This window comes from Pseudomonas sp. sp1636, assembly GCF_030376615.1.
Classification (GTDB): domain Bacteria; phylum Pseudomonadota; class Gammaproteobacteria; order Pseudomonadales; family Pseudomonadaceae; genus Aquipseudomonas.
The window spans coordinates 23,720-36,449 of record NZ_JARRAB010000020.1; the positions used below are offsets into that span (position 1 = coordinate 23,720).

Genomic DNA, 12,730 nt, shown 5'->3' on the forward strand with positions numbered 1-12,730 from the left:
TAGGCCGGGCCGAATACGGCGCGGCCTACAAATGGCCTGTCAGGCACATTCGGTCGCTGTGTTCAGCATCAGCAATACGCGGCCGTTTTCGACTTTTGCTTGATGCCGGTGGGCACAGCCGACATCCGGCGCTACCGCCTCGCCCGACTCCAGCTCGATTTGCCAGTTATGCAGCGGGCAGGCCACCCGCTTGCCGTAGATCAGCCCTTGGGACAGCGGGCCGCCCTTGTGCGGGCAGCGGTCGTCGAGGGCGAATACCTCGTCGCCCGCGGTGCGGAAGATGGCGATGTCGCCCTTGGGGCCGGCGACGACGCGCGAGCCCAATACGTTGATTTCTTCCAGGGTGCAGATATCCAGCCAGCTCATACGCTTGCCTCCTCGATTTGGGTGACGACGATACGATCGAACTCTTTCTTCAGTTGCGGTTGTTCGATCCGCTCCTTCCATGGGTCCTGCTCGAAGGACAGGGCGAACTGCAGGCGCGCGTTCAGTGCCTGGCGGTTTGCCTCGTCTTCCAACACGGCCTTCTTGATGTGATCCATGCCTACGCGCTGCATGTAGTGCACGGTGCGCTCCAGGTAGAAGGCCTCCTCGCGATACAGCTGGAGGAAGGCGCCGTTGTACTCGCGCACCTCCTCGGCGGTCTTGAGTTTGACGAAGAACTCGGCGACCTCGGTCTTGATCCCGCCGTTGCCGCCGATGTAGATCTCCCAGCCGGAGTCCACGCCGATGATGCCGACGTCCTTGATGCCGGCTTCGGCGCAGTTGCGCGGGCAACCGGAGACGGCCAGCTTGACCTTGTGCGGCGACCACATGTTGAACAGGTCGTGCTCCAGGTCGATGCCCAGTTGGGTCGAGTTCTGCGTGCCGAAGCGGCAGAACTCGCTGCCGACGCAGGTCTTCACGGTGCGGATGGACTTGCCGTAGGCGTGCCCGGAGGGCATGTCGAGGTCTTTCCACACGCCCGGCAGGTCGTCCTTCTTGATCCCCAGCAGGTCGATGCGCTGACCGCCGGTGACCTTGACCATGGGCACCTGGTATTTGTCGGCCACATCGGCGATGCGGCGCAACTCGGCGGGGGTGGTCACGCCGCCCCACATGCGTGGCACCACCGAGTAGGTGCCGTCTTTCTGGATGTTGGCGTGGGCGCGCTCGTTGATCAGGCGCGACTGCGGGTCGTCCTTGGCCTCGCCCGGCCAGGTGGATATCAGGTAGTAGTTCAGTGCCGGGCGGCAGGTGGCGCAACCGTTCGGGGTGTTCCAGTTGAGATAGGTCATGGCCTGCGCCATGCTGGTCAGGTGCTCCTCGCGGATCGCCTTGCGCACCTGCCCGTGGTTGAGGTCGCTGCAGCCGCAGATGGCTTTCTCGCTCTTCGGCTTGACGTCGGCCGCGCCACCCACGGTGCTGATCAGGATCTGCTCGACCAGGCCGGTGCAGGAACCGCAGGAGCTGGCGGCCTTGGTGTGCTTTTTGATCTCGTCCACCGAGAACAGGCCGTTTTCCTGGATCGCCTTGACGATGGTGCCTTTGCACACGCCGTTGCAACCGCACACTTCGGCGCTGTCGGGCATGCTCGCGGCACTGTTCTGACCCTGGTGGCCGGCGTCGCCGGTGGTGCTCTCGCCGAACATCAGATGGTCGCGGATCTGGCCGATGTTGTGGTTCTCGCGGATCTGCCGGAAGTACCAGCCGCCGTCGGCGGTGTCGCCGTACAGGCAGGCGCCGACCAGCACGTCGTCCTTGATCACCAGCTTCTTGTACACGCCGCCGATGGGGTCGGACAGGGTGATGGTCTCGCTGCCTTCGACGCCCATGAATTCGCCGGCGGAGAACAGGTCGATGCCGGTGACCTTGAGCTTGGTCGAGGTCACCGAACCCTGATAGCGGGCGAAACCAAGCTGGGCCAAGTGGTTGGCGCAGACCTTGGCCTGCTCGAACAGCGGGGCGACCAGGCCGTAGGCGATGCCGCGGTGGCTGGCGCATTCGCCGATGGCGTAGACCCGCGGGTCATAGGTCTGCATGGTGTCGTTGACCAGGATGCCGCGGTTGCAGGCGATCCCGGATTGTTCGGCCAGCTCGCTGTTGGGGCGGATACCGGCCGCCATCACCACAAGGTCGGCGGGGATGACTTCGCCGTCCTTGAACTTGACCGCGCAGACCCGACCTTCGCCGTTGTCCAACAGTTCGGCGGTGTGCTTGGGCAGGAGAAACTTGAGGCCACGGTCTTCCAGGGATTGCTGCAGCAGGCGGCCGGCGGTGCTGTCGAGTTGCCGCTCCAGCAGCCAGTCGCCGAGATGCACCACGGTGACGTCCATACCGCGCAGCTTGAGGCCGTTGGCCGCTTCCAGGCCGAGCAGGCCGCCGCCGATGACCACCGCATGCTTGTGGGTCTTGGCGGTGTCCATCATTACCTGGGTGTCGGCGATATCGCGATAGCCGATTACGCCCTGCAGGTTGTTGCCCGGGATCGGCAGGATAAACGGGTTGGAGCCGGTGGCGATAAGCAGGCGGTCGTATTCGGCTTCGCTGCCGTCATCGGCCACTACCACACGCGCCTTGCGGTCGATCTTCACCACTTTGCGCCCGAGCAGTAGCTTGATGCCGTTGTCGCTGTACCAGTTGAGGTCGTTGAGGACGATCTCCTCGAAGGTCTGCTCGCCGGCCAGCACCGGCGAGAGCAGGATGCGGTTGTAGTTCGGGTGCGGCTCGGCGCCAAATACGCTGATGTCGTACAGGTCCGGGGCGAGCTTGATCAGCTCTTCAAGAGTACGCACTCCGGCCATGCCATTACCGATCATTACCAGCTTGAGTTTTTTCATGGTTCCTCACCGTCACGCATAACCGGAAAACAAAAAAGGCGTCCCGCTGGTCACCCAGCGAGGACGCCTTTGTCCAAGTCCCGTTCTCTCGGGAAGTGCGGCCCTCATCGTTGAAGGTCGCGCTTTATTCAAATTTGCCAATACCAATGCAGGGCTTGTGCCAACTTCATAGATGCTTGGGAATTAGCGGGTTTGCGTGGCGTTTTAGGTCGGTGTCGATGCTTCGCTGCACCTGGATAAGGCGTGTTGCGCCGTTCTGGTGCATTTGCAGGGCTACTTCAGCAGCACCAGCAGGGCCAGATTCAAGAGCAGGGACAGCAGGGCCACTGTGCGCCAGACTTGCAGCGGCTCACGCTCGAGCAATGGGCGCGGCCGGCTACTCAGTGACTGGCGCTCGCCCTGTTCCAGGGCCAGCAACCATTCCTCGGCGGTCTCGTAGCGCTGCTTGGGGTCGGCGCTGACCGCGCGGTTGAGGCTCTCGTCGATCCAGCTTGGCAAGTCGGGGCGGTAGCGGCTGGCCGGCGTTGCGCTGGCGAAACGTGGATGCTGGAACGCCTCGATCTCGCCATAGGGATAGTGGCCGGTGAGCAGCTGGTAGAGGGTCACGCCGGCGGCGTAAAGATCTTGCTGGGCGCTGGGGGCGGCACCGGCAAACGCCTCCGGGGCAATGTAGCTGGGGGTGCCAGGCAGGTCGTGAGCCTCATCGCGCGACAGGCCGGGGCAGTAGGCCAAGCCGAAATCCAGCACGCGCAGTTCGCCGTCGTCGCCCCACAGCAGGTTTTCCGGCTTGATGTCGCGGTGCAGGATATTGCGTCGATGCAACATGCCCAGGGCTTTGACCAGGCGCGGGGCGAGATCCAGCCAGTCGGGCAGGCCGAGGGGGCCGGACAGGCGCTGTTGTTCGGCCAGGGTCTGGCCGGCGTATTCGCGCTGCAGGTAGTACAGGTGCTGGCGTTGCGGCAGTGGATGAACTTCGGCGAAGAAGCGTCCGGCCACTCGGCGCAAGAACCATTCCTCGAGCAGCAGGGCCGGGCCGGCCTGCGGCTCGTCGGCGCGATTGGCGGGCAGGGTCTTGAGCAGCCAGCGGCGCGCCTGGCCGTCGCGTACGCGGTAGATCAGCGACTGGCGCGACTCGGCCAGCAAGCGCTCGACCTGCCAGCCTTCGAAGTCCTGGCCTTCGCGCAGTTTTGGCGGCAACGGCCAATGCTTGAGTTGCGCCAGGGTGTCGGCCAGGGCGTTTTCCGGCAGGCCTTCGACCCGCACCAGCAAGGCGCTGGCATTGTCCTGGCTGCCGGCCAGGTGGGCGGCGCTGACCAGCGCGCGGGTCGCGGCGTGTGCATCCTGCTCGTCGTGCAGGATGCGCTGGATGCCGGCGTCGCCGAGTGTCGCCCAGACGCCGTCGCTGACCAGCAGGAAGCTCTCGCCTTCGCGCAATTCGCCGTCCAGGTAGTCGACCACCAGGTGTTGATCCAGGCCCAGGGCGCGCTTGAGCACATGCTGCATGCCCGGTTGTTCCCAGACATGGTCTGCGCTGATGCGCTCGAGTTGGCCGCTGTGCCAGCGATAGGCGCGGCAGTCGCCGACATGTGCCAGGGTGAAACGTCGGCCGCGCAGCACCAGGGCGGTGAGGGTGGTCAGCAGCGGCTGGCCGCCACCATTGGCTTGCAGCCAACGGTTGTGGGCGATCAGCAGGCGATCCAGCGATTGTGCCACCGCCCAGGTTTCCGGGGTGGCGTAGTAGTCCAGCGCCAGCGCTTGCAAGGTCGCTCGCGCGGCCAGACCGCCGTCGGCGCATTGGCTGACGCCGTCGGCCAAGGCGAACAGATAACCCTTGCTCGCCGCCAGGGCCGGAGCCGGCGTCACCACGCGGATGGCATCCTGATTCTCCGGTCGCGGGCCGGTCGCGCTGGCTTCGCCGAAAGTGAGTTGCAGGGCCATGGCGGCATCCCTGAAAGGGAAGGGTTGCGGCAAAGGCGGGGCCGGAGCATGGCTGCCGGGTTGACCGTTGCCGGCTTCACCCATCGTTCCTGACCAGTGCGATACAACTCTGCCGGTCAGCCCCGCCTTTGCCGCAACCCTCCGATAGGCGGAGGGGGTGTGCAGGAGCCAGCAAGCTGGCTCCTGCGGGACGTTCATCATACCCGGGCGGCAGTGACCGCAGCCGAACCCCAGGTAGTGCGCCAGCGGCGTTTGACGCCATACAGGCCGAACCAGGCCAGTACGCCGAGGCTGGCAAAAAACCACAGCGCCAGTTGGTAGTCGCCGGTTTGTTGCTTGATCGCACCCAGGCCGGCGGCCAGGAGGAAGCCGCCGATACCGCCGGCCATGCCGATCAACCCGGTCATGACGCCAATTTCCCTGCGAAAGCGCTGCGGCACCAACTGAAACACCGCGCCATTACCCGCACCCAGGCCGAGCATGGCGGTGACGAACAAGGCCAGCGCCGCCGTTGAACTGGACAGGTTGAAACCGACGGCGGCAATGCTCAGCGAGGCAATGGTGTACATCACCAGCAAGGCGCGGATGCCGCCAATGCGGTCGGCCAGGGCACCGCCAAGCGGGCGCATCAGGCTGCCGGCGCAGACGCAGGCGGCGGTGTAGTAGCCGGCGGTCACCGGGTTGAGGCCGTACTGGTCATTGAAGTAGCCGGGCAGCGCGCTGGCCAGGCCAATGAAGCCGCCGAAGGTGACGCTGTAGAAGAGCATGAACCACCAGCTGTCGCGGTCACCCAGGGCTTTCAGGTAGTCGGCCAGAGCTTTCGGCTTGGGCCGCTCGGGGGCGTTCTTCGCCAGCAGGGCGAAGATTACCAGGGTGATCAGCAACGGAATCAGCGCCCAGCCGAACACATTCTGCCAGCCGAACAGGGCGGCCAGGCTCGGAGCAAATACGGCCGCCAGCACTGTGCCGGAGTTGCCCGCACCGGCAATGCCCATGGCTTTGCCCTGGTGCTGTGGCGGGTACCACTGCGAGGCCAGCGGCAGGGCGACGGCAAAGGCGGCGCCGGCAAAGCCGAGGAACAGGCCGAGCAGCAAGGCTTGCTCGTAACTGCCGATGCCGATCTGCCAGGCGCAGAACAGAGCGCTTATCACCACTACCTGGCCCATCAGGCCGGCGGTCTTGGGCGACAGCCGATCGGCCAGCAAGCCCATGAAAAAGCGCAGCACGGCACCGGCCAGGATTGGCGTGGCCACCATCAGGCCGCGTTGTTGTGCGGTCAGTTCCAGGTCGGTGGCGATCTGCACCGCCAGCGGGCCAAGTATGTACCAGACCATGAAGCTCAAGTCGAAATAGAGGAAGGCGGCAAACAGCGTCGGAGTGTGGCCGGCGTTCCAGAAACTTTTATTCATCGAATACCTCGTCAGCAAGAAGGATCCCGGTGGGATGCGGCGCGCCGTGGTCGTGGACACGCCGTCCGCACCCGCCGGGGAGGCTCTGCACTTGTGGTGCAAGGCCCTGCGGCCGAGGCCACAGCGGGGTTGAGAGAAGTGCAAGCGAGACCTCTGGATCGCAGAGGAACCACCAGCCCCGGGCGTTGGGGCAGAAACTAAAAACGCCGCATCACCGTTCGCACTGGGGCGAGGGTGAGGCGACGTCTTTGTCGTTCATGAGGGCAGCCGCCATTGGCCACCTGTGACAAGGCTTTAGCAAGAGCCAAGCCAACACCGGGACTCAGCGACTTTCTGGGGCTGTGCAGCTGGCGCGCTGGGCTTTTTGTGGTGCAAAAAAGAGCGCGGTTGCTTATTTGTGCGCCGAGATGGGGCGAGGTCGTGGCTCGCCGCGTGGCGGCCGGGAGCCTGGCCATAAATCCGCTGGTCAGAAAGTCCGCGTGCTTGCGTGATGCTCGGAATCGATGCGGCAGGCTCTACACGGAGTGCTCGTGGTTAATCTTGGTGCTGGGTCTTGACTTTTGTGAAATTATGATTTTTGCGTGGTGCTATACTTGGAGTCGATCAAACAGAAAGGCCGAGGCCGTTCACCGAGACAGGGTGGCGGCTGTAACTGTCGGGTAGCGGGGCAGTGGCGGCGCGGTTGATGTGAGGCGAATTGGGAGGTAGGTCATGAATCGGCACTATTACACCAGTGACAACCTCGACGATCTTGAAACCGTTGAGCAGGAGTTGGAGGCCAAGGGCATCAGTACCGAGCAGATTCATGTGCTCAGCGAGAAGGATGCCGATGTTGAGCGACACCACCTGCACGATGTGCCCTCGTTCATGAAGCAGGATGTTGTCCACTCAGGCGAGCTTGGCGCGGCCGTTGGTGTGGTGCTGGTCATCCTGGTTCTCGGTGGCGCCTATCTGCTGGGCTGGACCGCCACCGCTGCGGGATGGATGCCCTTTATCTTCCTGGCGATCGTGCTGCTGGGTTTCTGCACCTGGGAAGGTGGCTTTTTGGGTATCCAGCTGCCGAATACCCACTTCCGCCGCTTCAGGAGCAACCTAGAAGAAGGCAAGCACATCTTTTTCGTCGATGTCGAGCCGGAACAGGAAACGCTGCTTGAGCAGGTCATCACCCATCACCCGCAGTTGAGGGTCGCCGGAACGGGATCGGCAGCCCCGCACTGGATCGTGGCCTGGTTGCACAGATGGCATCAGTTCAAGCGCACGATCTAACGACGCTTGCAATGACCGCAACCGCGGGATCATCAAGGATCAAGGTGATGGCGCGGTTATGCCTTGGCCAAAGAAAAGCACCCGGCTGAGGAAAACATAGTCCGCCTCAGTGGCCATGAGTCCCACCAGCACCAGCAGGCACAGGGGCGGCACCAGAATGGCGTAGACCATGGCCAGGCGCTCCCAGGCCATGTGCATGAAGATGGAAACGATCAAGCCGGCCTTCAACAGCATGAAGGTGACGATCAGCGACCAGCGCAGATAGCCGGCGAAGTGGAAGTAGTCGACCAGGTAGGACAGGGTGCTGAGGACGAACAGCAGCCCCCAGATCTTCAGGTACAGGCTGATCGGATGCTGTTGTCCTGTTTGCGTCATGGCCAGTGCTCCTCTGCCGCGCTACCACAAATAAAAGAAAGCGAAGATAAACACCCACACCAGGTCGACGAAGTGCCAGTACAGCCCGGCTATCTCGACGTTCTGATAGTTGCCGGAGCGCTCGTAGTCGCCGCGCAACACCTTGCCCGCGACGATGCACAGGTAGAGCACGCCGATCGACACGTGCAGGCCGTGGAACCCGGTGATCATGAAAAAGCTCGCGCCAAACTGCGCCGCGCCCATGGGGTTGCCCCAGGGGCGTACGCCTTCCTCGATCAGCTTGCTCCATTCGAACGCCTGCATGCCGACGAAGGCCGCGCCGCAGCAGGCGGTGGCCAGCATCAGGGCGGCAGTCTTGCCGCGGTTGCGGCGGTAGGCGTAGTTGACCGCCATGGCCATGGTGCCGCTGCTGCTGATCAGCACGAAGGTCATGATGGCGATCAGGATCAGCGGGATGTGCTGGCCGGCGATGGTCAGGGCGAAGACTTCGCTGGCGTTCGGCCAGGGCTCGGTGGTGCTGATGCGCACCGCCATATAGCCGGTCAGGAAGCAGGTGAAGATAAAGGTGTCGCTGAGCAGGAAGATCCACATCATCGCCTTGCCCCAGGGCACCTGCTTGAACGCATCCTTATCCGACGACCAGTCGCCGGCGATGCCTTGCCAGCCCGCGGCAGCTGTATCGGGCGTAAGCGCTGGGCGATCTGCGGGTGTTGCTGAGTGCGCTGCCATGGCTTCACCTCAGGCCGCAGAATGCGGCGATGGCTTCATAGGTTGCCGGTGTACTGGTCAGCAGGGCGAAGAGCAGCAGCCAAAGCCCCAGCAGGTAATGCCAGTAGATGGCGCAGAGTTCGACGCTGCTGGCGAGCCGTACCAGGGGCACGTGGCGCAGGAATTTGCCCAGGGTTCTGCCCCAGGCCACCAGGCCGCCCAGCAGGTGCAGGCCGTGCAGACCGGTGAGCAGGTAGAAGAAGCTGTTGGCCGGGTTGCTGGCGACGAAATAACCCCAGGCGGCGAACCGTTGCCAGACCCAGAGTTGCCCGAGCAGAAAGGCGAGCGCCAGCACGCCGCCCAGGGCGAAGCCGGCCAGCGTCGCCTGTGCGTGACCCCGGCGGGCGGCCACGCGCGCCCATTGCAGGGCGATGCTGGCGCCGGCCAGCGCGGCGCTATTCAGCCAGAGCGCGCCGGTGTCGACCAGCGGTGCCAACGGTGCGGTCAGCGGCTGCCAGTCGGGCACTTGCGCACGGATGATGAAGGCGATCAGGAACAGCAGGAAGAGCGAACTGACCACCGCCAGCAACAGGCGCAGGCCGACTCTTGCGGTGCGGGCGCTAGCCAGCGCGGCGGGGCTGGGGATACCCGCGTCGGGACTCCAGCCGCCACTGGGCTCGATGCTGTCGGTGTTCCTCAACAGTAGTCGGTTCATGGTCGTTTATCCGTTGGCGCGGTCTCGGCGCCGCGCTGGCGCATCCGTTGCAACTCCTCGGCGGACACCGTCTGCGGGACGAAATCCTGCTCGATCCCGGGCACGCTGTAGTCATAGGCCCAGCGGTGCACCACCGGCAGCTTGGCGCCCCAATTGCCGTGTACCGGCGGGGTCTGCGGCGTTTGCCATTCCAGGCTGGTGGCCTGCCAGGGGTTGCCGCCGGCGGGTTTGCCGTTGAAGGCACTCCAGAACAGGTTGAACAGGAACAGCAGCTGGGTCACCCCGACGGTCAGGGCCGCCACCGTGATGAAGGCATTCAGATCCTGCGCCGACTGCGGAATGAACGCGTAGTCCTCGTAGGCGTAGTAGCGCCGCGGCATGCCGAGGAAGCCCAGGTAGTGCATGGGGAAGTAGATGGCATAGGTGCCGAGGAAGGTGATCCAGAAGTGCAGCTTGCCCAGGCGCTCGTTCATCATCCGCCCGGTGATTTTCGGGTACCAGTGGTAGATGGCGCCGAACACCACCAGGATCGGCGCGACGCCCATGACCATGTGGAAGTGGGCGACGACGAAATAGGTGTCCGACAGCGGGATGTCGACGATTACATTGCCGAGGAACAGTCCGGTCAGGCCGCCGACCAGGAAGGTGAGGATAAAGGCCAGGGCGAACAGCATGGGCACGGTCAGGTGGATGTCGCCCTGCCACAGGGTCAGCACCCAGTTGTAGACCTTTAGCGCGGTCGGCACGGCGATGATCAGAGTGGTGGTGGCGAAGAAGAAGCCGAAGTAGGGGTTCATGCCGCTGACATACATGTGGTGCGCCCAGACCACGAAGCTGAGCACGCCGATGGCGACTATGGCCCAGACCATCATGCGGTAGCCGAAGATGTTCTTGCGCGCATGGGTGCTGATCAGATCGGAGACCAGGCCGAAGGCGGGCAGGGCGACGATGTAGACCTCCGGGTGGCCGAAGAACCAGAACAGGTGCTGGAACAGGATCGGGCTGCCGCCCTGGTGCTCCAGGGGCTGGCCCAGGGAGATGATCGCCGGCATGAAGAAGCTGGTGCCGAGCAATTTGTCGAACAGCATCATCACCGCGCTGACGAACAACGCCGGGAAGGCCAGCAGAGCCAGAATCGAGGCCATGAAGATGCCCCAGACCGACAGCGGCATGCGCATCAGGGTCATGCCATGGGTGCGCGCCTGCAGCACCGTGGTCACGTAATTCAAACCGCCCATGGTGGCGGCGACGATGAAAATCGCCAGGGATACCAGCATCAGCACGATGCCCCATTCGGTACCCGGGGTGCCCGGGGTGATCGACTGCGGCGGGTAGAGCGTCCAGCCCGCGCCGGTGGGGCCGCCGGGGGCGAAGAAACTGGCGAGCAAGACCAGCACCGAGAGCAGGTAGAACCAGTAACTGAGCATGTTGACGTAGGGGAAGACCATGTCGCGCGACCCCACCATCAGCGGAATCAGGTAGTTGCCGAAGCCGCCGAGGAACAGGGCGGTGAGCAGGTAGATGACCATGATCATGCCGTGCATGGTCATCGCCTGGTAATAGGCGCCGGCGTCCATAAACGCGATACTGCCGGGGAAGCCCAGTTGCATGCGCATCAGGCCGGACAACACCAGGGCGATCAGGCCGACGAAAATAGCCGTCAAGGAATATTGGATGGCTATGACCTTGTGGTCCTGACTCCAGATATAGCGGGTCAGGAAACTCTTGGGTTCGTGCTGTGCTTCTGTTTCCATCTGCTCCGCGTAGGCCATCACGTCATCCTCCGGGTGAGGGGCGAGTGCATGTTGGCGGTTGGCAGGCTGTCGGACTTGACCATCCGTAGCCAGGGAAAGTCCGACAGCTTGCTAGGGCGCTGCTCCCGCTGTGTTGTCACTGTTTCCGGCGATGGACTTGATGAACGCGATCAAGGCGTTCAGCTCGTCATCCGCCAACTCGAAGGTCGGCATAAGCGGGGCAAAGCCCTTGGCGATCACCGCGCCGGGATCGCGAATCGCTGCTTGCAGATAGGCCTCGTCGACCCGTACTGGCGTGCCGTCGGCCAGGTTCTGCGTCTTGCCGTACAGACCCCGCCACGTCGGCCCGACGCCTGGCTTGCCATCGACGCTGTGGCAGGCCAGGCAACCGTGGCTCTCGGCCAGGCGTTGGCCCTGCAGCGCCAGGTCGGCGTCGGTCACAGGGGGTTCATCTGGCGGCACGCCACTCAAGGATTTGATCAGGGCGAGTAGCGCATCCAGCTCATCCTGATTGAAAGTGTAGGGCACCATGACCGGAGGGTAGCCCTGAACCAGCTTGGCTTTGGGGGTGAGGATCGACTCGATCAGGTAAGCCTCGTCGACTTGCACGCTACTGCCGTCGGCCAACTGTTCGGTGCGGCCGTACAGACCCTTCCAGCTCGGGCCGAGGCTGGCGCTGCCATCCAGGCTATGGCAGGCCTGGCAGCCATGGCTTTGCGCCAGCTGCCGGCCCGCCTCCAGCAGCGTTTCCCGGCTGGGTTTGGCGGCGGTACGCAGGGTCTGGGCAAAGGTCGGCTGGTTGTTCAGCCACTGCTCGAAGGCTGCGGGTTCCTCGACGATCATATGGCCGCGCATGTTGTAATGGGCCAGGCCGCAATACTCGGCGCACAACACCTCATAGTTGCCGAGCTTGGTCGGGGTGAACCAGAAGTAGGACACCATGCCGGGCACCATGTCCATCTTGCTGCGGATCTGTGGAATATAGAAGTTGTGCAGCACGTCCTTGGAACGCAGCAGTACCTTCACCGGTTGATCGAGCGGCAGGCGCACTTGATTGTTGCGGATCAGCACATCGTCCTGGCCGGCGGGGTCGTTGGGGTCGAGGCCGAAGGGGTTGGCGCTGCCGATCCATTTGACATCCGACTTGCCCAGCTGGCGATCCTGGCCGGGGAAGCGGAAAGACCATTGCCACTGTTGGGCGACCACTTCCATTTCCTGGGCGTTATCCGGAACCCGCACGAAGTCGTGGTAAACCACCAGGCCAGGGGCCAGCAGGCCGATGATACCCACGCTGGTGATGCCGATTAACCACCACTCCAGCTTCTTGTTTTCGGGCTGATAAGCCGCCCTGCGCCCTGCTTTATGCCGGTAACGAATGATCGCAACGGCCATGAACAGGGTGACGGCGATGAAGAAGATGCCGGTGATGAGCAGGGTGATAAACAGGGCGGCGTCTATCGAACCCCAGTTGGAGGCCGCCGCCGTTGCCTGCCAAGGGCTCAGCACATGGAACAGTACCGATGCCACAACGATTAGCACCAAGACAATTGCAAATACCATGTGTTTTGCATCCTGTTCCTGTCGCGCATATGGCTACACAAACATCCTGCTAAACAGCAAGGTCGAATACAGGCTTAATTCGGCCAGCGCCTTGTCCATCACCGCGGCGGGCCTGTCTGCCCGGCCGACGAGAAACGCTGGAAGGAGTATAGGGGAGGAAAAGAGCCGCCGCCCAAATCGACACTG

General features: G+C 63.3%; 10 protein-coding genes. 1 reads left to right on the top strand and 9 read right to left on the bottom strand.

The window, feature by feature from the left end; all coding sequences use genetic code 11:
• Positions 1-39: 39 nt before the first annotated feature.
• The 4 genes from nirD to P8H27_RS17665 form a co-directional block, all read right to left on the bottom strand.
• Positions 40-366, bottom strand: coding sequence for a nitrite reductase small subunit NirD (nirD, locus tag P8H27_RS17650; protein ID WP_289638975.1), 327 nt, complete (start codon positions 364-366; stop codon positions 40-42).
• Positions 363-2,819 carry a nitrite reductase large subunit NirB gene (gene nirB / locus P8H27_RS17655; RefSeq protein WP_289638976.1) on the bottom strand — a complete coding sequence of 819 codons (2,457 nt, stop codon included), beginning with the start codon at positions 2,817-2,819 and terminating at the stop codon, positions 363-365. Before nirB ends, nirD begins: the two co-directional genes overlap by 4 nt.
• A 273-nt stretch (positions 2,820-3,092) precedes the next feature.
• On the bottom strand, positions 3,093-4,757 hold the full coding sequence (locus P8H27_RS17660) for a bifunctional protein-serine/threonine kinase/phosphatase (protein ID WP_289638977.1): 1,665 nt from the start codon (positions 4,755-4,757) through the stop codon (positions 3,093-3,095).
• A 197-nt stretch (positions 4,758-4,954) separates the two neighbouring features.
• Entirely contained in the window at positions 4,955-6,166 is a 1,212-nt protein-coding gene (locus P8H27_RS17665; RefSeq protein WP_289638979.1) for a NarK/NasA family nitrate transporter, read from the bottom strand.
• 711 nt (positions 6,167-6,877) lie between these two features.
• On the opposite strand from P8H27_RS17665, the gene P8H27_RS17670 reads away from it, so the two are divergent.
• Complete coding sequence (locus P8H27_RS17670; RefSeq protein ID WP_289638981.1) at positions 6,878-7,432, top strand: magnesium transporter; 555 nt, start codon at positions 6,878-6,880, stop codon at positions 7,430-7,432.
• Positions 7,433-7,471: 39 nt separating this feature from the next.
• Here the strand turns inward: P8H27_RS17670 and P8H27_RS17675 are convergent, their stop codons facing one another.
• From P8H27_RS17675 to P8H27_RS17695, 5 genes are all read right to left on the bottom strand, one after another.
• Positions 7,472-7,813 carry a cytochrome C oxidase subunit IV family protein gene (locus tag P8H27_RS17675; protein ID WP_289639037.1) on the bottom strand — a complete coding sequence of 114 codons (342 nt, stop codon included), beginning with the start codon at positions 7,811-7,813 and terminating at the stop codon, positions 7,472-7,474.
• Positions 7,814-7,828: 15 nt separating this feature from the next.
• On the bottom strand, positions 7,829-8,536 hold the full coding sequence (locus P8H27_RS17680; protein WP_289638982.1) for a heme-copper oxidase subunit III family protein: 708 nt from the start codon (positions 8,534-8,536) through the stop codon (positions 7,829-7,831).
• Between the two features lie 4 nt (positions 8,537-8,540).
• Positions 8,541-9,230 (bottom strand): cytochrome c oxidase subunit 3, encoded by a 690-nt coding sequence (locus P8H27_RS17685; protein ID WP_289638983.1) that lies wholly within the window; start codon positions 9,228-9,230, stop codon positions 8,541-8,543.
• Positions 9,227-11,002, bottom strand: coding sequence for a cytochrome c oxidase subunit I (gene ctaD, locus P8H27_RS17690; protein WP_289638984.1), 1,776 nt, complete (start codon positions 11,000-11,002; stop codon positions 9,227-9,229). Before ctaD ends, P8H27_RS17685 begins: the two co-directional genes overlap by 4 nt.
• Positions 11,003-11,095: 93 nt before the next feature.
• On the bottom strand, positions 11,096-12,544 hold the full coding sequence (locus P8H27_RS17695) for a cytochrome c oxidase subunit II (protein WP_289638985.1): 1,449 nt from the start codon (positions 12,542-12,544) through the stop codon (positions 11,096-11,098).
• Positions 12,545-12,730: the final 186 nt, after the last annotated feature.

Excerpts from the sequence above, each read along its gene's own strand:
- nirD (WP_289638975.1), bottom strand. The coding sequence starts at position 366 with ATGAGCTGGCTGGATATCTGCACCCTGGAAGAAATCAACGTATTGGGC.
- nirB (WP_289638976.1), bottom strand. The coding sequence starts at position 2,819 with ATGAAAAAACTCAAGCTGGTAATGATCGGTAATGGCATGGCCGGAGTG.
- P8H27_RS17660 (WP_289638977.1), bottom strand. The coding sequence starts at position 4,757 with ATGGCCCTGCAACTCACTTTCGGCGAAGCCAGCGCGACCGGCCCGCGA.
- P8H27_RS17665 (WP_289638979.1), bottom strand. The coding sequence starts at position 6,166 with ATGAATAAAAGTTTCTGGAACGCCGGCCACACTCCGACGCTGTTTGCC.
- P8H27_RS17670 (WP_289638981.1), top strand. The coding sequence starts at position 6,878 with ATGAATCGGCACTATTACACCAGTGACAACCTCGACGATCTTGAAACC.
- P8H27_RS17680 (WP_289638982.1), bottom strand. The coding sequence starts at position 8,536 with ATGGCAGCGCACTCAGCAACACCCGCAGATCGCCCAGCGCTTACGCCC.
- P8H27_RS17685 (WP_289638983.1), bottom strand. The coding sequence starts at position 9,230 with ATGAACCGACTACTGTTGAGGAACACCGACAGCATCGAGCCCAGTGGC.
- ctaD (WP_289638984.1), bottom strand. The coding sequence starts at position 11,002 with ATGGCCTACGCGGAGCAGATGGAAACAGAAGCACAGCACGAACCCAAG.
- P8H27_RS17695 (WP_289638985.1), bottom strand. The coding sequence starts at position 12,544 with ATGGTATTTGCAATTGTCTTGGTGCTAATCGTTGTGGCATCGGTACTG.